At 65.8% G+C, this 23,581-nt stretch carries 25 protein-coding genes; 9 read left to right on the top strand and 16 right to left on the bottom strand.

Going from position 1 to position 23,581, the window contains the following annotated elements:
* Window positions 1-101: 101 nt before the first annotated feature.
* Window positions 102-1,742, top strand: coding sequence for a GMC oxidoreductase (locus AC51GT_RS06515; RefSeq protein WP_496325478.1), 1,641 nt, complete (start codon window positions 102-104; stop codon window positions 1,740-1,742).
* A 75-nt stretch (window positions 1,743-1,817) separates the two neighbouring features.
* Here AC51GT_RS06515 and AC51GT_RS06510 read toward each other — a convergent pair whose 3' ends face one another.
* On the bottom strand, window positions 1,818-3,449 hold the full coding sequence (locus AC51GT_RS06510) for an ABC-F family ATP-binding cassette domain-containing protein (protein ID WP_496325073.1): 1,632 nt from the start codon (window positions 3,447-3,449) through the stop codon (window positions 1,818-1,820).
* A 37-nt stretch (window positions 3,450-3,486) separates the two neighbouring features.
* Between AC51GT_RS06510 and AC51GT_RS06505 the strand changes: the two genes are divergently transcribed.
* Window positions 3,487-4,629, top strand: a complete 1,143-nt coding sequence (locus AC51GT_RS06505; RefSeq protein WP_496328233.1) for a lycopene cyclase family protein — start codon at window positions 3,487-3,489, stop codon at window positions 4,627-4,629.
* On the opposite strand, the gene AC51GT_RS06500 is transcribed toward AC51GT_RS06505, so the two are convergent.
* Genes AC51GT_RS06500 through AC51GT_RS06480 form a run of 5 tightly spaced genes read right to left on the bottom strand, consistent with a single transcriptional unit; the run spans window position 4,623 to window position 7,227 of the window.
* On the bottom strand, window positions 4,623-5,183 hold the full coding sequence (locus AC51GT_RS06500; RefSeq protein ID WP_496328232.1) for a hypothetical protein: 561 nt from the start codon (window positions 5,181-5,183) through the stop codon (window positions 4,623-4,625). The two genes, AC51GT_RS06505 and AC51GT_RS06500, sit on opposite strands and share 7 nt — an antisense overlap.
* A complete protein-coding gene (locus AC51GT_RS06495; RefSeq protein ID WP_496328231.1) occupies window positions 5,180-6,193 on the bottom strand; it encodes an Asp23/Gls24 family envelope stress response protein in 1,014 nt (337 codons plus the stop codon). The genes AC51GT_RS06500 and AC51GT_RS06495 overlap by 4 nt, the downstream gene beginning before the upstream one ends.
* Window positions 6,186-6,365, bottom strand: a complete 180-nt coding sequence (locus AC51GT_RS06490) for a DUF2273 domain-containing protein (RefSeq protein ID WP_496325077.1) — start codon at window positions 6,363-6,365, stop codon at window positions 6,186-6,188. The genes AC51GT_RS06495 and AC51GT_RS06490 overlap by 8 nt, the downstream gene beginning before the upstream one ends.
* On the bottom strand, window positions 6,362-6,769 hold the full coding sequence (locus tag AC51GT_RS06485; RefSeq protein ID WP_496328230.1) for a hypothetical protein: 408 nt from the start codon (window positions 6,767-6,769) through the stop codon (window positions 6,362-6,364). The genes AC51GT_RS06490 and AC51GT_RS06485 overlap by 4 nt, the downstream gene beginning before the upstream one ends.
* On the bottom strand, window positions 6,766-7,227 hold the full coding sequence (locus AC51GT_RS06480; protein ID WP_496325079.1) for an Asp23/Gls24 family envelope stress response protein: 462 nt from the start codon (window positions 7,225-7,227) through the stop codon (window positions 6,766-6,768). The genes AC51GT_RS06485 and AC51GT_RS06480 overlap by 4 nt, the downstream gene beginning before the upstream one ends.
* Window positions 7,228-7,338: 111 nt before the next feature.
* Here AC51GT_RS06480 and AC51GT_RS06475 point away from each other — a divergent pair, with 111 nt between their 5' ends.
* Both AC51GT_RS06475 and AC51GT_RS06470 read left to right on the top strand, forming a co-directional pair.
* Window positions 7,339-7,953 (top strand): RNA polymerase sigma factor, encoded by a 615-nt coding sequence (locus tag AC51GT_RS06475; protein ID WP_496328229.1) that lies wholly within the window; start codon window positions 7,339-7,341, stop codon window positions 7,951-7,953.
* Window positions 7,950-8,405: a hypothetical protein gene (locus tag AC51GT_RS06470; protein ID WP_496328228.1), complete on the top strand. Its 456-nt coding sequence runs from the start codon at window positions 7,950-7,952 to the stop codon at window positions 8,403-8,405. Before AC51GT_RS06475 ends, AC51GT_RS06470 begins: the two co-directional genes overlap by 4 nt.
* Here AC51GT_RS06470 and AC51GT_RS06465 read toward each other — a convergent pair.
* Genes AC51GT_RS06465 through AC51GT_RS06435 form a run of 7 tightly spaced genes read right to left on the bottom strand, consistent with a single transcriptional unit; the run spans window position 8,395 to window position 14,835 of the window.
* Window positions 8,395-8,790: a metal-sulfur cluster assembly factor gene (locus AC51GT_RS06465; protein WP_496325082.1), complete on the bottom strand. Its 396-nt coding sequence runs from the start codon at window positions 8,788-8,790 to the stop codon at window positions 8,395-8,397. The two genes, AC51GT_RS06470 and AC51GT_RS06465, sit on opposite strands and share 11 nt — an antisense overlap.
* Window positions 8,787-9,257, bottom strand: coding sequence for a Fe-S cluster assembly sulfur transfer protein SufU (gene sufU / locus AC51GT_RS06460; RefSeq protein WP_496325083.1), 471 nt, complete (start codon window positions 9,255-9,257; stop codon window positions 8,787-8,789). Before sufU ends, AC51GT_RS06465 begins: the two co-directional genes overlap by 4 nt.
* The gene (locus tag AC51GT_RS06455; protein ID WP_496328227.1) at window positions 9,257-10,579 is read right to left on the bottom strand and encodes a SufS family cysteine desulfurase; all 1,323 of its coding nucleotides are present in this window, start codon (window positions 10,577-10,579) and stop codon (window positions 9,257-9,259) included. The genes sufU and AC51GT_RS06455 overlap by 1 nt, the downstream gene beginning before the upstream one ends.
* A gap of 45 nt (window positions 10,580-10,624) precedes the next feature.
* Complete coding sequence (sufC, locus tag AC51GT_RS06450; RefSeq protein WP_496325085.1) at window positions 10,625-11,395, bottom strand: Fe-S cluster assembly ATPase SufC; 771 nt, start codon at window positions 11,393-11,395, stop codon at window positions 10,625-10,627.
* Window positions 11,396-11,447: 52 nt separating this feature from the next.
* Window positions 11,448-12,638, bottom strand: a complete 1,191-nt coding sequence (gene sufD / locus AC51GT_RS06445) for a Fe-S cluster assembly protein SufD (protein ID WP_496325086.1) — start codon at window positions 12,636-12,638, stop codon at window positions 11,448-11,450.
* A complete protein-coding gene (gene sufB / locus AC51GT_RS06440; protein ID WP_496325087.1) occupies window positions 12,635-14,083 on the bottom strand; it encodes a Fe-S cluster assembly protein SufB in 1,449 nt (482 codons plus the stop codon). The genes sufD and sufB overlap by 4 nt, the downstream gene beginning before the upstream one ends.
* Complete coding sequence (locus AC51GT_RS06435; protein WP_496325088.1) at window positions 14,080-14,835, bottom strand: helix-turn-helix transcriptional regulator; 756 nt, start codon at window positions 14,833-14,835, stop codon at window positions 14,080-14,082. Before AC51GT_RS06435 ends, sufB begins: the two co-directional genes overlap by 4 nt.
* Before the next feature lie 186 nt (window positions 14,836-15,021).
* On the opposite strand from AC51GT_RS06435, the gene mptB reads away from it, so the two are divergent.
* The 4 genes from mptB (at window position 15,022) to AC51GT_RS06415 (ending at window position 19,762) form a co-directional block, all read left to right on the top strand.
* Entirely contained in the window at window positions 15,022-16,908 is a 1,887-nt protein-coding gene (mptB, locus tag AC51GT_RS06430; RefSeq protein WP_496328226.1) for a polyprenol phosphomannose-dependent alpha 1,6 mannosyltransferase MptB, read from the top strand.
* 69 nt (window positions 16,909-16,977) lie between these two features.
* On the top strand, window positions 16,978-17,943 hold the full coding sequence (locus tag AC51GT_RS06425; protein ID WP_496328225.1) for an ABC transporter ATP-binding protein: 966 nt from the start codon (window positions 16,978-16,980) through the stop codon (window positions 17,941-17,943).
* Complete coding sequence (locus tag AC51GT_RS06420) at window positions 17,940-18,734, top strand: ABC transporter permease (protein ID WP_496325090.1); 795 nt, start codon at window positions 17,940-17,942, stop codon at window positions 18,732-18,734. Before AC51GT_RS06425 ends, AC51GT_RS06420 begins: the two co-directional genes overlap by 4 nt.
* A gap of 32 nt (window positions 18,735-18,766) precedes the next feature.
* The gene (locus AC51GT_RS06415; RefSeq protein WP_496325453.1) at window positions 18,767-19,762 is read left to right on the top strand and encodes a COX15/CtaA family protein; all 996 of its coding nucleotides are present in this window, start codon (window positions 18,767-18,769) and stop codon (window positions 19,760-19,762) included.
* Here AC51GT_RS06415 and AC51GT_RS06410 read toward each other — a convergent pair.
* Window positions 19,759-20,052, bottom strand: coding sequence for a hypothetical protein (locus tag AC51GT_RS06410; protein ID WP_496325091.1), 294 nt, complete (start codon window positions 20,050-20,052; stop codon window positions 19,759-19,761). The genes AC51GT_RS06415 and AC51GT_RS06410 overlap by 4 nt on opposite strands.
* A gap of 86 nt (window positions 20,053-20,138) precedes the next feature.
* On the opposite strand from AC51GT_RS06410, the gene AC51GT_RS06405 reads away from it, so the two are divergent.
* Window positions 20,139-21,155 (top strand): quinone oxidoreductase family protein, encoded by a 1,017-nt coding sequence (locus tag AC51GT_RS06405; protein ID WP_496328481.1) that lies wholly within the window; start codon window positions 20,139-20,141, stop codon window positions 21,153-21,155.
* On the opposite strand, the gene AC51GT_RS06400 is transcribed toward AC51GT_RS06405, so the two are convergent.
* Both AC51GT_RS06400 and AC51GT_RS06395 read right to left on the bottom strand, forming a co-directional pair.
* Complete coding sequence (locus AC51GT_RS06400) at window positions 21,104-22,297, bottom strand: Rv0361 family membrane protein (RefSeq protein ID WP_496328224.1); 1,194 nt, start codon at window positions 22,295-22,297, stop codon at window positions 21,104-21,106. The two genes, AC51GT_RS06405 and AC51GT_RS06400, sit on opposite strands and share 52 nt — an antisense overlap.
* 122 nt (window positions 22,298-22,419) lie before the next feature.
* Complete coding sequence (locus AC51GT_RS06395) at window positions 22,420-23,397, bottom strand: heme o synthase (protein ID WP_496325094.1); 978 nt, start codon at window positions 23,395-23,397, stop codon at window positions 22,420-22,422.
* Window positions 23,398-23,581 lie beyond the last annotated feature (184 nt).

The following is a 23,581-nucleotide window of genomic DNA, read 5'->3' as shown; positions in this document are numbered from 1 at the left end:
CGGCGCATCGTCGACCAGCGGATCTGTGTGGATGCTGAAAGCGATTAGGCAGAAAGCTTCGTCGGGGCTATAAGTTTTCCAACCCTTCGGGAAGGCGAACCATGAGCGCCGGCCAGACGATCTCGTCCGGACAGTCCGTTCCCAGACGCGCCGTTCTCAAAGCGACGGCGGCCGGCGTGGCGGTGGCCGCCACCGCCAGGGTGTCGGCGCGCGCCCGCGGGGTTCCCGGCGACGGATCGGCGCCGACCGCGATCGTCATCGGCAGCGGTTTCGGTGGTGCGGTGGCCGCGCTGCGGCTCGGCCAGGCCGGTGTGTCGACGACTGTTCTGGAGCGGGGCAGGCGATGGCCGATCCGACCCGACGGCAACACCTTTGCGAGCGTGAACCAGCCGGATGGGCGGGCCGCCTGGTTCAGCACGCGAACCCACATCAACGGGTTGCTCTCGCCGCCCATCAACCCGTATCCCGGCCTCATAGACCGCATCTTCGGCAACGGCGTCGATGCGATCTACGGGGCCGGCGTCGGCGGTGGATCACTGGCATTCGGCATGTTCACCTCGGTGCCGCGCCGGGTCGATTTCGACATGATCTTCCCGGCGTCGGCGAACTACGACGAACTCGTCGCTACCTACTATCCACGGGCCAAACAGGTCTTGGGCACCTCACCGCTGCCCGCCGACATCCTGGCGCATCCGCAGTACCGCGGTGCGCGCGCATTTTTGAATACGTTGCGCGACTACGGAACCGAGCCGGTTCCCACCGATTTCGCCGTCGACTGGGACATCGTCCGCGAGGAGCTGCGGGGCCTTCGAAAAGCGTCGGTCAGCGTCGGCGAAGGACCGTACGGCATCAACTCCGGTGCCAAGAACTCCGTCGACCACAACTATCTGCCGGCAGCCGAGGCCACCGGCAACGTCACGATCAAACCGATGCATGAAGTGTTCGACATCCGGCCACGCGAGCGGGGCAAGGGGTTCGTCGTCACGGCCCGTGAGATCGACGAGAACCACAACACGGTCCGTGTCTCGACATACGACGCCGACCACCTCTTCATGGCCGCCGGATCCTTCTACACCACATCACTTCTGGTCTCGGCGAGGGCGCGGGGCGCACTTCCGGCACTGTCGACGAACATCGGTCGGGGCTGGGGCACCAACGGCGATTTCCTCATCCTGCGGACTCCGCTCCGTCAGGACAACGGGGCCGCCCAGGGCGGACCGGGCAACGTCAAGATGTACGAGGACCGATTGCCCGGTGGTCCGGTCGCGATGAACTATCAGGCCACACCGTTCCCGGAGTATGCCGGTGGGTTCTCCACCACGAACCTGATCCAGACCCACACCGATGAACGCGGGACGATCGACTACGACCGCGCCACGGGACGGACGGTTCTCAATTTCCCGTACCCCCGCGAGAACACGCTCGTCGACCAACGCGCATCGCAGTTCGCCTGGCACTTCCACGAACAGACCGAGACCCGATACGGATTCCCTGCCAACGGGATCCCGATCTACCCGCAGGCTGCCGACTTCGGTGCGGCCTGTACCTATCACGGTCTCGGTGGTGTGGTGATGGGTCAGGGCGCGGACGAGAACGGCCGCGTCGGCGGTTACGACAACCTCTATGTCGTCGACGGTTCGTTCCTGCCCGGTGCCGCCGGGCTGGTGAACCCGTCCCTGACCATCACCGCGATCGCCGAGCGCACGATGGACCGGTTCGTCGCCACCCTCCACCCCCGATGATGTGCCCTTTTGGCGGGGCCGACCTGGGGAAATGCTCGCCAAAAGGCCACATCATCGGGGTGCGGGAGCGGGGGGTCAGGCGAGTTCGATGATCTCCTGGTACTCGGCCGACCAGTGGTCCTCGGTGCCATCGGGAAGCAGGATCACCCGTTGCGGATCAAGGGCCGCTGCCGCACCCGGGTCGTGGGTCACCAGAACCACCGCACCCTTGTAACTGCGCAGCGCATCGAGCACCTGCTCACGCGAGATCGGGTCGAGGTTGTTGGTGGGCTCATCGAGCAGCAGCACGTTCGCCGCCGACGACACCAGTCCGGCCAGGGCCAGACGGGTCTTCTCACCACCGGACAGTGTCCCGGCCGGCTGATCGAGCTGCGGGCCGGTGAACATGAACGCACCGAGCAACCCGCGCAGGTCCTGCTCCCCCGCGTCGGGGGCGGCGTGACGGATGTTGTCCCAGACGCTCGCGTTGTCGTCGAGCGTGTCGTGTTCCTGTGCGAAGTAACCGATCTTCAAGCCGTGGCCGGGTACCAACGTGCCGCGTTCGGCCTTCTCGGTTCCGGCCAGCAGACGCAGCAGTGTGGTCTTGCCCGCACCGTTGAGTCCGAGCACCACCACGCGACTGCCGCGGTCGATGGCCAGGTCGACGCCGGCGAAGATCTCCAATGACCCGTACATCTTGGTCAGACCCGATGCCATCAGCGGGGTCTTGCCACAGGCGGCAGGCTCCGGGAACCGGATCTTCGCGGTCCGGTCGGACACCCGCTCTTCGTCGAGATTATCGAGCATGCGTTCGGCACGCTTGAGCATGTTTTGTGCGGCAACGGCTTTGGTCGCCTTGGCACCCATCTTTGCGGCCTGGACCCGCAAGGCGCCGGCCTTCTTCTCGGCGTTGGCGCGTTCCCGCTTGCGGCGCTGCTCGTCGGTGGCGCGGGCGTCGAGATACTTCTTCCAGCCCATGTTGTAGATGTCGGGCTCGCCGCGAACCGCGTCGAGGAACCAGACCCGGTTGACGACGTCCTCGAGCAACTCGACGTCGTGACTGATCACGATCAGTCCGCCCTCGTGGTTCTGCAGGAATCCACGGAGCCAACCGATCGAGTCCGCGTCGAGGTGGTTGGTCGGCTCGTCCAGCAGAAGCGTGGTACCCGACTTGCCGCCGCTGCCATCGGAGGCCGCAAACAGGATGCGCGCGAGTTCGATTCGGCGGCGCTGACCACCGGAGAGGGTACTCAGCGGCTGAGCCAGTACGCGGTCGGGCAGGCCGAGGCTGTTACAGATGCGGGCGGCCTCCGATTCGGCGACATAGCCACCGAGGGTCGAGAAGCGATCTTCGAGCTGTCCGTACCGTTGGACGGCCTTGTCGAGGTCCTTCTCGTCGACGGCTTCTGCCATCAACGCCTGCTGCTTCTCCAGATCGCGCAGCAAGGTGTCCAGGCCGCGGGCCGAGAGCACCCGATCCTTTGCGATGACCGCCAAGTCGCCCTCGCGGGGGTCCTGGGGCAGGTAGCCGAGCTCACCGCTGTTGACGACCGAACCCGCGTAGGGCTCGCCTTCACCGGCGAGAATGCGCATCGTGGTGGTCTTGCCGGCACCGTTACGGCCCACCAACCCGATGCGATCGCCGGGTTGCACCCGTAGCGCCGGACCAGGGGCGCTCAATAGGGTGCGTACGCCCGCGCGTACCTCGAGGTCAGTTGCCGTAATCACGACTTACCAGTCTACGGCAAGGCGTTACGGTGCTTGTATGACAAGTCGTATCGCGGACCTGGCAGTGGTCGGAGCCGGGCCGGCAGGACGTGCGCTGGCGCACCGTGCGGCGTGGGCCGGACTGCGCGTGGCCGTCGTCGATCCGCAGGTCGAGAGTCTTTGGCAGGCAACATATGCGGCGTGGGCCGACGATCTCCCGAGCTGGCTCGACGACTCGGTGATCGCGGCCAGGTGTGACGGTGTGGCAGTGTTCACGCCCGCGCACCGCCGCCTGCAGCGGCGATACGTGACATTGGACACCGCAGCACTGCAGCGTTCGCTGACACTCGACGAAGGCGTCGCGATCCATGCACAACGGACCTCGGAGGTGCACTCCCACTCGGTGCGTCTGGACGACGGAACGGTGATCGAGGCCCGGGCGGTGGTCGATGCGCGGGGACTCCGGGACCCCCAGGCGCCGGCGCAGAGCGCCTATGGCATCGTCGTGGATCGCGCTCACGCGGCACCGATCCTGGACGCCGACGACGCGATACTGATGGATTGGCGCGGCGCGAGCGCCCATCGAACCCCTACGTTTCTCTACGCGATCCCGTTGGACGACAGTCGGGTTCTGCTCGAAGAGACATGTCTGGCCGCCTCACCGGCCATGCCCATCGCCGCGCTCCGCGAACGGCTCGGCAAGCGGCTGGCAGGGTTCGACATCGATCCGGGATCCCTCGAGCCGTCACGGACGGAGACCGTACGTTTCGCGTTGTCGGACAGTTCTGGGTTGCCCTGGGCATCTGCGGGTCCGCTGCGGTTCGGGGCCGCCGGTGGAATGGTCCATCCGGCAACCGGTTACAGCGTGGCCGAGTCACTGTCGTCGGTCGATCAACTCGTCAGCGCCTACGCGCGTGGGCGCAATCCGGTCAAGGCGCTGTGGCCGCGGCAGGCCCGGGCTGTGTACCGGCTCCGGCTACGCGGACTCGGGGTGCTGCTCAGCCTGTCCTCGGCCGACCTGACCGCCTTCTTCGAGGCATTCTTCGCAGCGCCGGCGAGACTGCAGAACGCGTACCTCAGCGATCGTCTCCATCTCGGCGGCACACTCGGGGCCATGGTCTGCACCATCTCTCACGCCGATATGCGGCTGTCCGGCGCCATCGTCCGTTCGGCGATCAGCGCCGGCGGCCCCGGTCACTGATTGGGTGCCCGGTGCAGCAGCACCTGGACCGAGACATCGGCCCCGGCGAACGAACGTTGCAGTTGGTGACGGACCGCGCGCAGTAGCTCGACCAGGTCCCGGCCTTCGGCAGCGGGATCGGCGGTCACCGTCAATTCGAGCGTCGGCGTTGTGCCGTCCACGAAGGACCGCGTCTGTGTCGAGGTGATTCGGGGGTGCCGCTCCAGCGATTTCGCGGCCGCTTTCCCGACGTCGGACATCGACACCGCGCGCTGCCCACCCACCACGCCTGCCGCTGATCCCACCACCACGGATCGAAATCGGTTGGGACGCAGGTTTGCCAGCACCAACCACAGTCCTGCCACCGCCAGGACGACGGTGGCCACCAGCATGGCCCACGGCCACCACGACTCATCCGGTGCGGTGTAGATCTCGTAGTCATTGATCTGCTCGATCTCGTCGACGACCACCGACACCCCTTGCCACCACAGCAAGGCGACCACACCCCCGCCGAGAAGGATGAGGCCGACCAGACCGACCACGAGCCGGTCAGTGATGTTCAGGATGCGCCTCATCCCTGCTCCCCCTCATCCGCGGAGGCCTTCGCCGGATCGGTCGCGGGTGCCGCCCGGTAGTCGAGCACCACGCGCGGCGCCGTTTCCAACCGGGCCAACGCGACATCCAGACGCTCACGGAGCGGGGCACTGTCACTGCCTTCGCGGCCCTGCACCTCAATCTTGGCGCGGCCCCTGGCAACAGTGGTGGTCGCCGACACGGTGTTCTCGTCATCGAGTGCGATGGCGCTGATCCGTCGGGCGATGTCGACGTCGCGGGTCCACAGACCCGGCACCGCCAGAGCTCGGTGGGTGCGATTGCGGGGCCTGATGGCCAGGTACAACAGCCACAAGCCCACCACGACAGCGGCGATGGCGACCGCGACCATCCAGGTCTGCCAGGCGGTGCTCGCGATCGTCTGTGTCGCTTCGCCGATCCAGGCATCGGCGTCGTAATAGCCCTGTGCGACGGCGAACTCGCGGCCGGCGAGTATCGCTGCGACGACCAACAGCACGCCGATCAGTGGCGCGACCCGCCCGGCGCCCGGGTATGCCCGCGGGGGCCGTCCTCCACGTTTGTCGACCTCGTCGCCTGAATGCTGTTGCACTGCGACGATATTCGCAATCTCTTCGGACAGGAGCAGCCCTTCCGACGGGGCCACCGACACCACATCGACGTCGACCCGCGACGGACGCCGCCCGGTGAACCGGATCAAGGCATCGGCGACATGCTCCTGCACCTGCGCGGAGATCTCCGCGGCCGACGCGGGCCAGCTCACGGCGATCTCGATGGTTATCGCCGGATGCCGGGTGCTCGAATCCGACAGCGCACGAGGGAGATTGCGGCCCGTCAACGAACCCAGTGTCACCGAGTACGGCACCACACCGGGCACTTCCACAGCCGCCTGCCGCGCAATCTTCACGTTGACCTTCGGCTCGATGTGCAATGTGCCACGGACTGCCGGCCGAACCGGGCCGCTCAGCTGCAGATCAGGCGCCTGAGGCGGCTGCGCGACGGTCGCCTCAGCCACGGCCCTTGCTCCGCAACAGCACGCTGAGATCGATTCGTCCGTCCCGATGGGCTCCGACGGCGAGCCCGACAGCGGCAAACACCAGCGCGATCATCAGGCCCGTGAACCCGCCGGTGGTGATCGCCAGGGCAAGCAGCAGACCGACGAACAAGCCCACGACTGTATTGCTCATGATTCTCTCGATTCTGGTGCATTCACTTCACGTCCCCCGACCACCGCCGGGCCGACTGCGTCTCCGACCGCAGGGTCGACTGTGTCTCCGGCCGCAGGGTCGACGGCATCTCCGGCGGCAGGAGCGAGCACATCTTCGACCACCACCGTGCACGGCAGCGGACGTTCCAGCTGCGCCACCGCCGCGGCCCGCACCGCGTGGGCCACTTTTTGGATATCGGCGTCGAGGTAGACGACGATGTGAACCTCGACACCGGCTTTGCCGGTCCGGACACCGGATATGCGGCGCCCCGGCAGATAGGTGGCCACGTCACCGAATGTCCCGGCGTGGAGTCCGGCCACACCCTCGACCGCCAGGACTGCGTCGCGCACCCGCTCGGCGACCGCCGCGGACGACCCGATCACTGGACTCGTGGGGTGGTCTGACCGTCGAGCCCGGTTGGCGGGTCGTCGGTGTCCAGGTGGACGTCATAGACCGAGACATTGACCTCGGTCACCTCGAGACCGGTCATCTTCTCGATCGCGTCGATCACATTGGCCCGGACCGATTCCGCCAGTTCATGAATCGCGACGCCGTAGTTCGCGACCATTCCCACATCGACCGCCGCCTGACGTTCGCCGACTTCGACCGATACGCCCTGGGTGATGTCCGGCGACGCCCCCGGGATGTTCTCGCGCAGTTTGCCGACGGCGCGCGCGGCGCCCCCACCGAGGTCGTAGACCCCGTCGATCTCTCTGGTGGCGATCGCGGCGATCTTGGACACCACCACGTCGGCAATGGTCGTCGTTCCGCCCGACGCCCCGGAATCATCACCGGTCTCCGGGTCTTTACCGATGCCGGCGGGATTTGTTTCTGCGGTCATCTCGGCTCCTCCACTTCGTCATTTCCGGTTCACTGGTATGACGAGATGGCGGAGCATAATTGCACGCACGGTTGTGATCCACGCCATATCCAGAACTGGCATGCTGAACCCGTGGACACGGAAAGCGAAGCATCGTTGATTCGCTACGCAGCGCTGGGTGACCGCTCCGCCTTCGAGGATCTGGTTCGACGTCACCTCAGGCCCCTGCTGCGTTATGCCAATCGGCTGACCGGCTCACCGTCCACAGCAGAGGACATCACCCAGGAAACGTTTCTCGCCGCCTGGCGCGGTTTGCCGGGATTCGGCTTCGAATCCTCTTTCCGGACCTGGCTGTTCACCATCGCCTCACGCAAGACCATCGACCTACGGCGACGACGGACCGCAATCCTGGTCGCCGATGAAATGCTCGAACGTCCCGATCCACACGCATCCGGTCCCGACGATCAGGCGGTGGGCCGGTCGCTGCTCGACGCGCTGCAGTACGAACTGGGCCGGCTGAGCCCACAAGCGAGGGCATGCTGGTGGCTTCGTGAGGTCGAGGGGATGTCACATGAGGACATCGCCACCGCGTTGGCGATCACCCGGGGATCGGTGCGCGGTCATCTCCAGCGGACGCGGGCGCACCTGGCGGTTCGGCTTGCCCCATGGAAGCCGGCGGCCGGGGAGAATCCGGACAGGGTGAACGCCTACAAAGGGCATCAAGACCTACGGAAGGATCTGAGATGACAGAACCGGTCACCGACCCCGATCTGTGGTGGATCAACGACGCGGCCTCGGCGCTAGACGATCAGATCCCCGAGGCCGCCGTCTTCGAGGGCATCCGGGCACGTCTGCACCAGTCGAACCGCCGGGGTGTACCGGTCTCCACCGACAGTCCCGGGATCCTCATCAACACCCGGGCGCTTCGCCTACTACTGGCACGCGCCCTCTGGGAGATCGGTGGCAAAGGTGTCGCGGCCGTCGAATTCGACACCGAATCGACAACTCTGACCGCCGTCGACATCGATGTGATCGGCCGATACGGCGATGATCTCGTGGCCGACGGCGACCGAGTTCACAACGCGGTCGCCGAATGCCTACGAAAAATACTCGGACCGGTCACGGCGTCTGCGGTCAGCCGGCGCCTGCACTGGTCCGATCTCGAAGAACTGCCCGCCTCAGAAGAGGTCAGACAGTGAAACCGAGCGCCCGCAACTGCTCGCGGCCGTCATCGGTGATCTTGTCCGGGCCCCAGGGCGGCAGCCAGACCCAGTTCAGCTCCATGTCGGTGCACAATCCGGAGGTGACCAGGGCATTGCGCGCCTGGTCCTCGATCACATCGGTGAGCGGGCAGGCGGCCGACGTCAGCGTCATATCGATCTTCGCAACGGCGTCGTTGTCCACATCCAGGCCGTAGACCAGGCCCAGGTCGACGACGTTGATACCGAGTTCCGGGTCGACCACGTCGCGCATGGCCTCTTCGATGTCGTCGATGGACGGCAACGATGTCTGCACCTCCGCCGGAGTCGCCGCCGGCGTTGCTGCGACCTCGGTCGAGCCCTCAGGTCCTGATGTTGTGGTCATACCGACTCCCTAGCCGAATTCTCTGTGCCGGCAACGGTCTGTGCCAGCGCGTCCTTGAATGCCATCCATCCCAGCAGCGCGCACTTGACGCGAGCCGGATACTTGCTGACCCCGACAAAGGCGACGCCATCGCCGATCACGTCTTCGTCACCTTCGTCGGTGCCGCGTGAGGTCATCATCGTGTTGAACGAACCGACCGTTGTCAGTGCTTCTTTCACGCTCAGACCGACCAATTGCTCGAACATCACCGAGGTCGAGGCCTGCGAGATGGAGCAGCCCTGTCCGTCGTAGGAGACGTCGGCGACGGTCTCGCCGTCCTCGGACAAGCGGACCCGCAAGGTGACCTCGTCGCCGCACGTCGGATTGACGTGATGGACTTCGGCACCGAACGGATCACGCAGCCCGCGTCCCTGGGGGTGTTTGTAGTGATCGAGGATCACTTCCTGGTACATCTGTTCCATACGCATCAGGCGATCACCTCCGAGGCGGCGGTGTCGGCCGGTGCCGTGCGCACACCGAAGAACTCCTGCGCCTTGACGATTGCCCTGGCGAGCGCGTCGACCTCATCGAGTGTGTTGTACGCAGCAAACGATGCCCGCGCGGTGGCGGCAACCCCGAAACGCTTGTGCAGCGGCCAGGCACAATGATGTCCGACGCGGATGGCGACACCTTCGTCGTCGAGGATCTGACCGAGATCGTGGGCGTGGATGCCGTCGACCACAAACGAGATCGCTCCCCCGCGCTGCTGCGAGGTGGCCGGACCGATGATCCGGACACCGTCGATGGCGTGCAGGGCAGACAACGTGGCCTCGACGAGCGAATGCTCATGTGCGGCAATCGCATCCATGCCCAGGTCTTGCAGGTAGCGCACCGCCGCGCCCAGACCGATCACCTGCGAGGTCATCGGTACACCGGCCTCGAAGCGCTGCGGTGCGGGTGCGTAGGTCGAGACCTCCATCGAGACGGTTTCGATCATCGAACCGCCCGAGATGAACGGCGGCAGCGCGGCAAGCAGTTCGCGCTTGCCGTACAGCACACCGACACCGGAGGGGCCGAACATCTTGTGGCCCGAGAACGCCGCGAAATCGACATCGAGTTCGTGGAAGTCCACGCTCATGTGCGGCACCGACTGGCAGGCATCGAGTACCACCAGGGCCCCGACGGCACGCGCGCGGCGGACCATCTCCGGCACGTCGGCGATCGCACCGGTCACGTTCGACTGATGCGTGAACGCCACCACCTTGACGGTGTCGTCGAGTTCGAGTGAATCGAGGTCGATCCGGCCCTCGCCGGTCACCCCGTACCACTTCAGCGTCGCGCCCGTCCGACGGCACAGTTCTTGCCACGGAACCAGATTCGCGTGATGCTCGAGCTCGGTGACCACCACGGTGTCGCGGGGTCCGAGGGCATTGCCCCCCAGTACGGCGGCACTGCGGTCGTCGCCGAGGGTGTAGGTCACCAGGTTCAGCGCCTCGGTGGCGTTCTTGGTGAATGCCAACTCGTCGACATCGGCGCCGACGAACCCGGCAACCAATGCCCGCGCGTCCTCGTAGGCATCGGTCGCCTCTTCGGCCAACTGATGCGCACCGCGGTGAACCGCCGCATTACAGGTGACCAAAAAATCGCGTTCGGCATCGAGAACCTGCACCGGACGTTGGCTGGTGGCACCGGAATCGAGGTACACCAGCGGCTTGTTGTCCCGCACCGTACGACCCAGGATCGGGAAATCAGCGCGGACAGCAGTCACGTCCAGCGCATTCGAAGCGATCGTCTCATCGATGCTCGTCATGTCTGGCCTCCTGAAAGATGTTCGGGCGAAAGGTGTATCCGGTCTCTACGCGGTTGCGGTCTGCGTGAACCGGATGTAGCCGTTCTCCTCGAGCTCGTCGGCCAGCTCCGGGCCACCCGACTCGACGATGCGGCCGTCGACGAACACGTGGACGAAGTCCGGCTTGATGTAGCGCAGGATCCGGGTGTAGTGGGTGATCAGGAGAACCCCACCGTTTTCCCGCTCCTTGTAACGGTTGACGCCCTCGGAGACGACGCGCAGGGCGTCGACATCCAGACCCGAGTCGGTTTCGTCGAGGATCGCGATCTTCGGCTTGAGCAGACCGAGCTGCAGGATCTCGTGGCGCTTCTTCTCGCCACCGGAGAATCCCTCGTTCACGCTGCGCTCGCCGAACGACGGGTTGATCTCCAGCTCGTTCATCGCTTCTTTGGTCTCTTTGACCCACAGGCGCAGCTTCGGCGCCTCGCCGCGGACCGCGGTGGCCGCGGTGCGCAGGAAGTTCGACATCGACACGCCCGGGACCTCGACGGGGTACTGCATCGCCAGGAAGAGTCCGGCGCGCGCCCGCTCGTCCACCGACATCTCGAGGACGTTCTCGCCGTCGAGGGTGATGGTGCCCTGGGTCACCTCGTACTTGGGGTGCCCGGCGATGGCGTACGACAGTGTCGACTTGCCGGAGCCGTTGGGGCCCATGATCGCATGGGTCTGACCCGACTCGATGGTCAGGTCGACACCCTTGAGGATGTTGATGGGTTCGGCATCGGCGTCGGTCTGCTTGACGTTGACATGCAGATCACGGATTTCCAAAATAGCCACGGTATTTGAGTTCCTTGCTGATATCTGGGGAAGAGTTTGTGCTTGCCGGCGATCAGGCGCCGGCGGCCTCGAGCTCGGCTTCGATCGCGGCCGACAGACGGTCCCGCAACTCCGGCAGCGCGATCCGAGCGATCACCTCGCCGAAGAATCCGCGGACCACCAGGCGGCGGGCCTCGTCTTCGGAGATGCCACGCGACTGCAGGTAGAACAGATGCTCGTCATCGAAACGGCCGGTGGCGCTGGCATGTCCGGCGCCGACGATCTCGCCGGTCTCGATCTCGAGGTTCGGCACCGAGTCCGCGCGGGCGCCGTCGGTCAGGATCAGGTTGCGGTTGAGTTCGAAGGTGTCGGTGCCCTCGGCCTCGGCGCGGATGAGCACGTCGCCCACCCATACCGTCCTGGCCTCACGGGCACGGTCGCCTTCGACACCCTGCAACGCACCCTTGTAGACCACGTTCGACCGGCAATGGGGCTGCGAATGATCCACGAGCAGATGCTGTTCGAGGTGCTGGCCGGCGTCGGCGAAGTACAGACCCCACAGTTCGGCGTCGCCACCGGGTGCGTCGTAGTGCACCACCTGGCTGAGCCGGACCAGCTCGCCACCAAGGCTGATCGCGAAGTGACGCAACACCGCGTCGCGGCCGAGCCGGTTGTGGTGGGCGGGCACGTGGACCATGTCGTCGGCCCAGTCGTGCACGTTGAGGACCGTCAGGTGCGCACTGTCGCCGACGATGAACTCGATGTTCTCGGCGTAGGTGCCACTGCCCTTCTGATCGATCACGACGGTTGCCTTGGCAAACGCCTCGAGCCGGATCTGCAGGTGACCGAACGCCGTCTGCCCGACACCCGGACCCTCGACGGTCACGGTGATCGGTTCGGCGAGTTCGACCTCTTTGCCCACGGTGACCACGGTCGCCGAGGTGAACGACGAATAGGCCTGCGCCGCGATCCGATCGAACGGCACGCCGCCCTGGCCGAGTCGTTTGTCGTCGCGACCGACCGTCTCGACTCTCACGCCCTCAGTAGCGCCGGAGACCTCAACGGTCGCCTCGGCGCTGCGCTCGGCGCCGCCGTCGTGCAGGCCGCGCAGCTTACGGAAGGGCGTGAACTTCCACGCCTCGTCCTTGGAACGGGGTACCTCGAAGGCGTTCACGTCGAACGACGTGAACATCTCACCCTTGTTGACCGCCGGCCGGGAGTTCTCACCCTGCACCGCACCGACAACACCTGTAGCAGAACTCATCCGACGGAGCCTTCCATCTGCAGTTCGATCAGCCGGTTCAATTCCAGCGCGTATTCCATCGGCAATTCCTTGGCGATCGGCTCGACGAATCCACGCACGACCATCGCCATTGCCTCGTCCTCGGACAGACCGCGGCTCATCAGGTAGAAGATCTGGTCGTCGCTGACCTTGGAGACCGTGGCCTCATGGCCCATCGTGACGTCGTCCTCGCGGATGTCGACGTAGGGATACGTGTCGCTGCGACTGATCTGATCGACCAGCAGCGCGTCACATTTCACCGTCGAGCGGCTGCCGTGAGCACCCTTGTTGATCTGGACCAGACCGCGGTACGAGGCCCGCCCGCCGCCACGCGCCACCGACTTGCTGACGATGTTCGACGAGGTGTTGGGGGCCAGATGCACCATCTTCGATCCGGTGTCCTGGTGCTGTCCGGGTCCGGCGAATGCGACCGAGAGGACCTCGCCCTTGGCACCTTCACCGGTCATCCACACAGCCGGGTACTTCATGGTGACCTTGGAACCGATGTTGCCGTCGACCCACTCCATGGTGGCGCCGGCCTCGGCCTTGGCCCGCTTGGTGACCAGGTTGTAGACGTTGTTCGACCAGTTCTGAATCGTGGTGTACCGGCAGCGGCCACCCTTCTTCACGATGATCTCGACCACAGCCGAGTGCAGCGAGTCGGTCTTGTAGATCGGCGCGGTGCAACCCTCGACGTAGTGCACGTAGGCACCCTCGTCGACGATGATCAGGGTGCGCTCGAACTGACCCATGTTCTCGGTGTTGATCCGGAAGTAGGCCTGCAGCGGGATGTCGACGTGGACACCCGGCGGGACGTAGATGAACGATCCACCCGACCAGACCGCGGTGTTCAGTGCGGAGAACTTGTTGTCACCGGCCGGGATGACCGTGCCGAAGTACTGCCGGAACAGTTCGGGCTGCTCCTTCAACGCGGTGTCGGTGTCGAGGAACAGCACACCCTGCGCCTCGAGGTCCTCACGGATCGAGTGGTAGACGACCTCGGACTCGTACTGCGCCGCCACACCGGAGACCAGCCGCTGCTTCTCCGCTTCCGGGATGCCCAGTCGATCGTAGGTGTTCTTGATGTCTTCGGGCAGATCGTCCCAGGTGGCTGCCTGCTTCTCGCTGGAGCGCACGAAGTACTTGATGTTGTCGAAGTCGATGCCGTCGAGGTCGCTGCCCCAGTTCGGCATGGGCTTGCGGTCGAAGATCGACAGCGCCTTGAGGCGCGCCGCGAGCATCCACTCGGGCTCGCTCTTCTTGGACGAGATGTCCGCGACAACCGCTTCGGAGAGGCCGCGCTGGGCACTGGCGCCTGCGACATCGGAATCGGACCAGCCGTATCCGTATGAACCGAAAGAGTCGATCGTCTCTTCCTGCGTCAGAACGCCCGCCGTTGCCGCGGGGGTCGGGTCTGTGACCGTCATATGTGGCTCCTTCCGGAGGCTACCGATGCCGACGCGGACTGAGCGTCGACCTGATTCGCCCCCTGCATTTTTGCAAGTGGCACGTGGGTGGTGCAGGCACAGTCGCCGTTGGCGATCGTCGCCAGGCGCTGCACGTGGGTACCGAGTTTCGCGGTGAACACCGCGGTTTCTGCCTCACACAATTCCGGGAACTCGGCGGCCACGTGCGCCACCGGGCAATGGTGCTGGCAGATCTGCACACCATTACCAACGCGACGAGTGGTCGCAGAAAATCCCGCACTGGTCAACGCTTCGGCAATTTGTTCGGCGGTGCTCTCGAGCTCCTCTGCCGAACTGCCCGATACCGGCACGTCAGCGACGATTTCCTGGGCACGTTCCATGGCGAAGTCGGCAACCGCCTCTTCGCCACCGATCTTGCGCAGGCGACGCATCACAGCGCCGGCGAGGTCGTCGTAGGCGTGCTTGAGGCGACCACGACCGCTCGGTGTGAGCTGGAAATGCTTGGCCGGGCGTCCGCGTCCGCGGTGTGCGTATCGCGGCGCTGCTGTCGCGATCACATCACCCGAGGCGATCATCGCGTCGAGATGACGACGTACCGCGGTGGGCGTGATGCCGAGCTCGTCGCTGATGTGTACCGCCGTGACCGGTCCCTGTTCGAGTATCAGGGTGACCACCGCGGCCCGGGTCTGGCCGTCGTGACTGACCGGGACCGGAGAATCAGCGCCCAGATGTGTGCCCGGAGCAGCAGACATCGATGCCCCTTCCGGGGCATGCGAGGTACCGGCAACCGTTTTCACAACACAAGTGTTACCGAAATAGATTCCGATTGCTAGCAAGGGTCACCTTGCTTGATCAACGCCACACTTTCAGACGCTCCCGGCGCATCGGCCCCGCAGGGCCGGCCGGGCGGAAACCGTCGGCCGATTACAGTCTCACCTGTGCCGGATACAGCAGCCCCCGAAGTCGACCCTCCCGTCGACCCCAAGAAGGCTGCCTCGACGCCGGACGACGAGCCGGCGTCTCGGGGCCCGGCCCGCGGACAGTTCCGCAAAGCGCTCGAATACCTCGGCCTACGGCGGGTGGGCGAACCCGAACCGGACAAGGACGCGACCGGCGACTACGGCGTGGCGGTCGCCCGGCTCCACGACGACGAGTCCGAAGCCGGACCGCTCACACCCGCCGAGAACAAGCGTTTGTTGCGCATCCGGGTGTTCGGGACCCTGGGTTCGATCCTCGTCCTCGTCGGGTCGCTGGGAACCGGCGCACTCCCGGTTCTGCAGAATCCGCTTGCCGGCATGCGGGTGTTGTCGCTGCCGTCCCGAATGTGGCCCACTGCGCTGACGTTCTCCCTCACCGGGGTCGTGATCCTGGTTCTGGCGTGGCTGCTACTCGGAAAGTTCGCAGTCGGGCGCCTCGGGGTCGACGTGCTGAAAGATCGGTCACCGCAGAGGCGGATGACCCGCAGCCAGGCCGATCGCACGCTGCTGGTCTGGATCCTGCCGTTTGTGCTGGCCCCACCGATGCTCAGCAAAGACGTCTACTCCTACCTCGCGCAGAGCGAGATCGCCGCGCGCGGCCTCGATCCGTATTCGATCAGCCCGGCGGCGGGCCTCGGCATCGACCACGTCTTCACCCGGTCGGTGCCGAACATCTGGCGCGAGACCCCGGCCCCCTACGGACCCCTGTTCCTCTGGCTCGGCGACCAGATCACCCATCTGACCGGCGAGAACATCCCGGCGGCCCTGGCCGCGCACCGGGTGCTCGCACTGCTCGGCGTGGCGATGATCGTCTGGGCGCTGCCCCGCCTGGCCCGTCGTTGCGGCGTGTCCCCGGTCGCGGCTCTCTGGCTCGGCGCGATGAATCCGCTGCTCATCCTGCATCTGGTCGGTGGCATCCACAATGAAGCGCTGATGCTCGGCATGATGCTCGCCGGCCTCGAACTGTGCTTCCGCGGCATCGACTCACCCGAGCGGTTACGAAAGCCCGGTTCCTGGCTTCCCACTCCACCGGGATGGGTACTGATCGCCGGCGTGGTGGTCATCGCGGGTTCCTGCATGATCAAGGTCTCGTCGATCCTGGCGCTCGGATTCGTCGGCGTGGCACTGGCCCGCCGCTGGGGCGCCACCCTGCCCGCGCTGCGGCACGCACCGGTCCGCGAATACTGGCAACGGTCCAGACGCAGTGTGTGGGCGCTCCTGGGTGCTGCGGGCCTGCTGACCGTGATCCTGGCGGTGGTGATCGTCGTCATCTGTGTCGGCACCGGACTGGGCTTCGGCTGGACGAAGACGTTGTCGACCGGCGGGGTGGTCCGTTCGTGGATGTCGATGCCGACGTTCATGTCCGTGACCACCGGACGGGTCGGTGTCCTGCTCGGACTGGGCGATCAGACCCAGGCGATGCTCGACGTCGCCCGCCCGATCGGGCAGGTCATCGCGGGCATCCTGGTGGTCCGCTGGCTGCTCGCCGCCCTGGCCGGCCGAATCCATCCCGTGGGTGCGCTCGGGTTGGCGATGGGCAGCTTCGTGCTGTTCTTCCCCTTCGTCCAGCCCTGGTATCTGCTGTGGTTCATCATCCCGCTGGCAGCCTGGGCCACCGGTCGATGGTTCCGGATCATTGCGATCACCCTCTCGGCGATCATCTCCGTCGTCGTACTGCCCACCGGGGCCGGCACCCGCGGCTTCCAGCTGGCCGAGGCGATCGTCGCGGCGGTTCTGCTTGTGGCGATACTCACAGCGCTGTTCTTCGAAGAGATGCCGTGGCAACGGCGTCGGCGCATGAACGCCGAGGACGCCGAGGACGCCGACAAGGCAACCGCCCGGAATTGACCACGAACCGGGCACTTCAAGGTCACCCGTGTTCGGTTCCTGAGCGCGGGCCGCTTACTCTTGGACGTTGTGAACAGCCCGTCGTACGCTCCCGGGGTCACCGGTGCCGCGGCGACCGGTCCGGCCCTGTCGGTCAAAGGCCTCGTGAAGAGATTCGGCGAGACAACCGCGGTCGGCGGTCTCGACTTCGAGCTCCAGACCGGCGAGATCCTGGCGATCCTGGGACCCAACGGGGCCGGCAAGACCACCACCGTCGAGATCTGCGAAGGCTTCGCCGCGGCGGATTCCGGTGAGGTCACCCTGCTGGGCCTCGATCCCATCGCCGACAACGAAGCCGTTCGCAGTCGGATCGGTGTGATGCTCCAGGGCGGCGGCGCTTATCCGGGTGCCCGCGCAGGTGAGATGTTGCGGTTGTGTGCCGCGTACTCCGCCGATCCCCTCGACCCGGACTGGTTGCTGCGCAACCTCGGTCTCGTCGACGCCCAGCGCACGCCGTACCGGCGCCTGTCCGGTGGACAACAGCAGCGCCTGGCGCTCGGCTGTGCGCTGGTGGGCCGGCCCGAGGTGGTCTTCCTCGACGAACCCACCGCCGGAATGGACGCGCACGCCCGAATCATGGTGTGGGAGTTGATCGATCGATTGCGGGCCGACGGCGTCTCGGTGTTGCTCACCACCCATCTGATGGACGAGGCCGAAGCGCTCGCGGATCAGGTACTCATCATCGATCGCGGGGTCGAGGTCGCCAAGGGCTCCCCCGCCGAGCTGACCAGCCGAGGAGCCGAGAACGAGTTGCGGTTCCACGCACCCCGCGGACTCGACATGGCCGCACTGGGGTCGGCTCTGCCAGAGGGTTATTCGTGCACCGAGTTCTCGCCCGGCGGATACCTGGTCACCGGCCACGTCACCCCGAAGGTGCTGGCCATGGTGACCGCTTGGTGCGCCCAGATCGATGTATTGGCAACCGACCTGCAGGTCGAGACACGGAGCCTGGAAGACGTCTTCTTGGATCTGACCGGCCGGGGGATGCGCGAATGACCACTGCACGACCGAACAGTGACAACCGTTTCGCCGCGGGCACCTTCACCCCGCGGCCACGCCCGGCACCGATCCGGAAGATGCTCACCGCGCAGTCCCGGATCGAACTGCTCCTGCTGCTGCGCAACGGTGAGCAGCAACTGCTGACCATGTTCATCCCGATCACCATGCTGATCGGGTTGTGCCTGTTGCCCATCGGTGACTTCGACGAGTCCCGCGCCGACATGTTCGTGCCCGCGATCATGACCGTCGCGGTGATGTCGACCGCATTCACCGGTCAGGCGATCGCCGTCGGATTCGATCGCCGGTACGGAGCACTCAAGAGACTCGGTGCCACACCCCTACCGCGGTGGGGTGTGATCGCCGGCAAGTCCATCGCTGTGGCCATCGTGGTCAGCATGCAGGCGGTGATCCTCGGCGCCATCGGACTGATTCTGGGCTGGGAGCCGTCACCGGCCGGACTCCTGCTCGGAATTCTGGTGATCGCCATCGGCACGCTGATGTTCTCGGCGATGGGCCTTCTGCTCGGCGGCACCCTCAAGGCCGAGGTCGTGCTGGCCCTGGCGAACCTGCTCTGGTTCGCATTCCTGGGCATCGCCTCGATCGTCGTGATCGGCGACAGCGTCCCGACCGCGGTCGAGTGGTTCGCCAGGTGCACCCCGTCCGGCGCCCTGAGCGAGGCCCTGCATCAGGCGACGTCGGGTTCGCTGGATCTGGTCGGTATCGCGGTGCTCTCTGCCTGGGGTATCGCTGCAGGCACGGCGGCCGTACGTTACTTCAAGTTCACCTGAGCCGCGACCATCAAACCGGGCAACCTACGATCATTACCGTGTACCGCTTGTTTGTCCGGCTAGTCGACCGGCTCCCGCTCCCCTCCCGCCGCTTCCAGATCCTTTCCGCTCTGGCGGTGGTACTGACGCAGGCGGGCATCGCGGTCACCGGATCAATCGTCCGGGTGACCTCGTCCGGGCTCGGGTGCCCGACCTGGCCCCAGTGCTTCCCCGGCAGCTTCACCCCGGTCAAGCACGAGGAGATCTCCGCGATCCACACCGCGGTCGAGTTCGGCAACCGGCTGCTGACCTTCCTGGTCACCCTCACCGCCGCGATCATCGTGATCGCCGTGACGCGGGCCCGACGCAGGTATGAAGTCCGTCTCTACGCCTGGCTGATGCCGGCCTCGACGATCGTCCAGGCCGTGATGGGTGGCATCACCGTGCTGACCGGTCTGCTGTGGTGGACGGTCGCGATCCACCTGATCCTGTCGATGGGCATGGTGTGGCTGGCGGTCCTCCTGCTGGAGAAGGTGCGCGAACCCGACGACGTCGACGCCGTCGCCGTCGTGCCCGCCCCCATCAGGTGGCTGACGGTGTTGTCGGCAGTCCTGATGACCGGCGTGCTGATCGCCGGGACGATGGTGACCGGCGCCGGACCGCATGCCGGTGACAAGAGCATCGACAAGCCCGTTCCACGGTTGAAGATCGAGATCACCACGCTCGTGCATCTGCACGCCGACCTGTTGATCGCCTACCTGTCGGTATTGGTCGCCATCGGCTTTGCACTGTTTGCCGTGAAAGCACCCCAGCGGCTCAAGCGTCGCCTCTACGTGGTGGTCGGGGTGGTCGCCGCGCAGTCCCTGGTGGGCGTCACCCAGTACCTCACCGACGTCCCGGAAGTCCTCGTGGTGATCCACGTCGCGGGCGCCGGCGCCAGTGTGGCCGCCACGGCCGCGCTGTGGGTCGCCATGCGGCCCAGAATTGCCCCGACCGGCCTCGGGACCCAGCCGTCGTCCCGGCCGGCCGAGGCCGCCACCGCGTCTTAGGTGTTGGCGACCCAGCCCGCCATCTTGCGGTAGTGCGACGGCTTCACCGTCGCCGTGGAGGTCAGTTCCCGGTCCCACTCACCGACCTCGAGGCCCTCGACCTGTTCGACGATCGCCTTGGCGGTCTCCAGATCAGGCACCACCTGGTCGCCCAGGATGCCGCGCTGGCCGCCGACCAGGGTGATCCGTACCCCGGCTGCGCCGATGGGCTGCAAAACCGCTGTTGCCGATCCGCCCTCGCGCGCCACGTATTTGCTGATCGCTGCGATGACCGCCTTGTGTTCGCTCATGCGCCACAGCTTAGTTGGCGCGTACCTGCTCCCGGATGGGACACCCCGTCTGCGTACCCCCCGCGCGGATGGGTACAACTACAGGCATGCACGCAATCCAGGTGAGTCGTCACGGCGGGCCCGAAGTTCTCGAATACGTCGAACTGGAAGACCCCCGGCCGGGACCGGGCGAGATCATGGTGCGTACCCACGCCATCGGGGTCAACTTCATCGACACCTATCAGCGCGCCGGGATCTACGCGATGCAGTTGCCGTACATCCCCGGCAGCGAGGGTGCCGGGGTTGTCGCTGCGGTCGGTGACGGTGTGGACTCGCCCTCGGTGGGTCAACGGGTCGCCTGGTGCGACGCCCCGGGCAGCTACGCCGAATTGATCACCATGCCCGCCCGCGTCGCGGTCCCCGTGCCCGACGACGTCGGCGATGAGGTGGCCGCCTCGGCGCTGCTACAGGGCTGTACCGCCCACTACCTGCTGGACGGATCGGCACATCCGAAGGCTGGCGACACCGTGCTGGTCCATGCGGGTGCCGGTGGGGTCGGTCTGGTCCTGACACAGATGGCGAAAGCCAAGGGCATCCGGGTGATCACCACCGTGTCGAACGACGCCAAGGAAGCGCTGTCGCGGGGTGCGGGCGCCGACGAGGTCCTGCGGTACGGCGACGATCTCGCCGAGCGCGTCCGCGCCCTGACCGGCGGCAAGGGTGTGTCGGTCGTCTATGACGGCGTCGGTGCCGACACCATCGATCAGAGCATTGCCGCCACCGCGGTCCGCGGCACCGTCGTCCTGTTCGGCGCCGCCAGCGGACCCGTCCCGCCGTTCGATCTCCAGCGGCTCAACGCGGCCGGTTCGCTGTCCATCACCCGGCCGAAGCTGGGAGATTTCATCGCAGACCCGGCCGAACGCGCGTGGCGGGCCGGCGACGTCATGGGTGGTATCAGCAGTGGGACGGTCGACGTACACGTCGGGCACCGCTACGAGTTGCCTGACGCCGCCCGTGCCCACGCCGACCTCCAGGCGCGCGCAACCAGCGGGTCCGTGGTCCTGCTTCCGCGTCAGTTCGGAGTGAACACCGGGTTGTCGGCCGACAGGTCGACGTCCCCGTAGAGATATTGGGTGTCGGTCTCGGTCTTCGTCTCGGCCGGTCGTGATCCCGACGCCTTGGTGCGGAACGTCACCGACCAGATCAGCTCGCCGTCGACCGACACCGCGTGCGGATCGTCGTACCCGAGCCGGGTTTCCAGAGCGTCGATCTCCGGTGCGGTCCAGACCGCCGAACCCGGTTCCGGATCATAGGCGTAGACATCCTGTTCGCAACCGGGCTTGTCGGCGCTCGCATCGGGCTCTTTCGACAACGCACAGTTGTCGACGTAGGCCTGCACCGCGGTCCGCACTGCCCTGGTCCCGGTCGCGCTCAGTGCCACCGTCGGTGCGCTCGTCGATCCGTAGCTGCTCCCCGACATCGCGAACTCCGACTTCTTCTCGTCGATGACGGTGAAGTTCTTGTCCGCGGTCCCCCACTCGATCGGACCTGGGAAGACGTAGATCTTCGCCTCGTTGTCGACCGGCACCCCGAACACCGTCAGGCCAGGGATCTGGTTCTTGAAGTACGAGATGTCGATGCCGACGGCTCCGTCGTCGAGACGCCAGTTCCCCCCGGCCTTGCCGAGTCTGAAGGTCTCGTCGGCCTTCCGGTCACCGAACATGTAGGTGACCTGCACCGACGCCGCATCGCCGGACTCAGAGGTGTCGATGATCTTCACATCGGTGATCGGGGCGATCTTCTGCTGTTCGGTCAGGACCTCGTCGGTGAGCAGTAGCTCGGAGGCCTGGGCCTTCATCAGACCGCGTGCTTTGGCGGAATCGCCGTCCGCCAGCGCTTGCAGGTAAGACTTGACCGTCGCGTCGGGTTCGCTCGATGAACCGCCGCCACCGAGAACGACGAACGTCGCGACCAGGGCTACGACGACGACCGCCACGACCGCAGCGAGGGCGATGAACAGGGGCTTCTTCGATGGGGCGGGAGCCATCGGGCCACCGCCGCCGGGTGGCCAGGGCCCCGGCTGGGCATACGGCTGATAGGCGCCGTAACCGGGATCACGCTCGGGAGCGTGGCCGGGCGGCATCTGGCCGGCCGGGTGCTGTGGTGGGTACTGGCCGAACTGCGGTTGACCAGCCTGGGTCGGTTCCGGATACGGCTGCCAGCCGGCACCTTCCGGACCCGGACCCGGACCATACGGATGTGACACATTCCCCCCGATTCGTGTGACACCGGCCCATCACCCCATCGGCCGATTCGAAGACATTGACTGGATGTGGGCCACACCTCTGCACGAGCAGGCGTCCGGTGACCGGACGGGCGCGGCCCCGATCAGAACAGGCTGGACAGAGTCGGCAAACCGATGACTGAATCGATCGCCAGGCCGCAGAACACCACGGCCAGATACTCGTTGGACTGCAGGAAGACCTTCAGCGGGACAACCTCTTCTCCGCGCAAGGTACCGCGGTAGAGCTTGTGCACGACGTAGATGAACCAACCGCCCGCGATGACCGCGACCACGGTGTAGATCCAGCTCGTCGCCCAGCACAGGATCAGCGTGCTCAGCACGGTCGCCCAGGTGTAGGCGAGCATCTGTCGGGTGACCTGCACCTCGGTGGCGATCACCGGGAGCATCGGGACGCCCGCAGCGCGGTAGTCCTCCTTGTAGCGCATGGCCAGCGCCCAGGTGTGCGGCGGAGTCCAGAAGAAGATGACCGCGAACAACACCAGGGGTTCCCAGCTCAGGCTTCCGGTGACGGCGGTCCAGCCGACCAGGACCGGCATGCATCCGGCGGCCCCACCCCAGACCACGTTCTGCCAGGTCCGGCGCTTCAGGACCATCGTGTAGACGAAGACGTAGAACGCGATCGTCGCCATCACCAGCAGCGCGCTGAGGAGGTTGGTTGTTGTGAACAGCACCACGAACGACGCTGCTCCCAGGACCAGGCCGAAGATCAGGGCGTTCCGTGTCGACACCGCGTGGCGAGCCAATGGCCGCCGTTCGGTGCGCTTCATCTTCTGATCGATGTCTGCGTCGACCACCATGTTCAAGGTGTTCGCGCTGGCCGCGCCGAGCCAGCCGCCGAGCAGCGTCCAAGCCATCAAGACCGGGTCCACATGCCCACGATCGGCCATCAACATCACCGGAATCGTCGCCACGAGCAACAATTCGATGACGCGAGGCTTGGTCAACGCGAGATACGCGAGCGCCAATCCCGAAATCCGCCCACGAGCGTTGGTGGTCGGCTCCACGGGAGCAACCTCACCACCATCTGACGCTGGGGAGGAGGCGAAACCGTGTCCGCTCACACGTTCCCCAATCCGCACTAGATCTCCTGACTCATGCTCATCTACTACAGGGAATGGTAGACGGAGGTCCGTCGCAAACAGCAATCGAGGTCCGATCGGTCGCTCAACTGTGGCGTCGGTTACCACGAGCCCTCGACCACCGGTTCGCGTGCCGTGGTCCGCGGCGACGGCTCGAGGCGACTAC

Source organism: Williamsia sp. z34 (assembly GCF_059553395.1).
This window is presented reverse-complemented; position numbering and strand designations above follow the sequence as displayed.

Bases quoted from the DNA above. Each gene is read 5' to 3' on its own strand.
- AC51GT_RS06515 (WP_496325478.1), top strand. From the start codon at position 102: ATGAGCGCCGGCCAGACGATCTCGTCCGGACAGTCCGTTCCCAGACGC.
- AC51GT_RS06505 (WP_496328233.1), top strand. From the start codon at position 3,487: ATGACAAGTCGTATCGCGGACCTGGCAGTGGTCGGAGCCGGGCCGGCA.
- AC51GT_RS06500 (WP_496328232.1), bottom strand. From the start codon at position 5,183: ATGAGGCGCATCCTGAACATCACTGACCGGCTCGTGGTCGGTCTGGTC.
- AC51GT_RS06490 (WP_496325077.1), bottom strand. From the start codon at position 6,365: ATGAGCAATACAGTCGTGGGCTTGTTCGTCGGTCTGCTGCTTGCCCTG.
- AC51GT_RS06480 (WP_496325079.1), bottom strand. From the start codon at position 7,227: ATGACCGCAGAAACAAATCCCGCCGGCATCGGTAAAGACCCGGAGACC.
- AC51GT_RS06470 (WP_496328228.1), top strand. From the start codon at position 7,950: ATGACAGAACCGGTCACCGACCCCGATCTGTGGTGGATCAACGACGCG.
- AC51GT_RS06465 (WP_496325082.1), bottom strand. From the start codon at position 8,790: ATGACCACAACATCAGGACCTGAGGGCTCGACCGAGGTCGCAGCAACG.
- sufU (WP_496325083.1), bottom strand. From the start codon at position 9,257: ATGCGTATGGAACAGATGTACCAGGAAGTGATCCTCGATCACTACAAA.
- AC51GT_RS06455 (WP_496328227.1), bottom strand. From the start codon at position 10,579: ATGACGAGCATCGATGAGACGATCGCTTCGAATGCGCTGGACGTGACT.
- sufD (WP_496325086.1), bottom strand. From the start codon at position 12,638: ATGAGTTCTGCTACAGGTGTTGTCGGTGCGGTGCAGGGTGAGAACTCC.
- sufB (WP_496325087.1), bottom strand. From the start codon at position 14,083: ATGACGGTCACAGACCCGACCCCCGCGGCAACGGCGGGCGTTCTGACG.
- AC51GT_RS06435 (WP_496325088.1), bottom strand. From the start codon at position 14,835: ATGTCTGCTGCTCCGGGCACACATCTGGGCGCTGATTCTCCGGTCCCG.
- AC51GT_RS06420 (WP_496325090.1), top strand. From the start codon at position 17,940: ATGACCACTGCACGACCGAACAGTGACAACCGTTTCGCCGCGGGCACC.
- AC51GT_RS06410 (WP_496325091.1), bottom strand. From the start codon at position 20,052: ATGAGCGAACACAAGGCGGTCATCGCAGCGATCAGCAAATACGTGGCG.
- AC51GT_RS06405 (WP_496328481.1), top strand. From the start codon at position 20,139: ATGCACGCAATCCAGGTGAGTCGTCACGGCGGGCCCGAAGTTCTCGAA.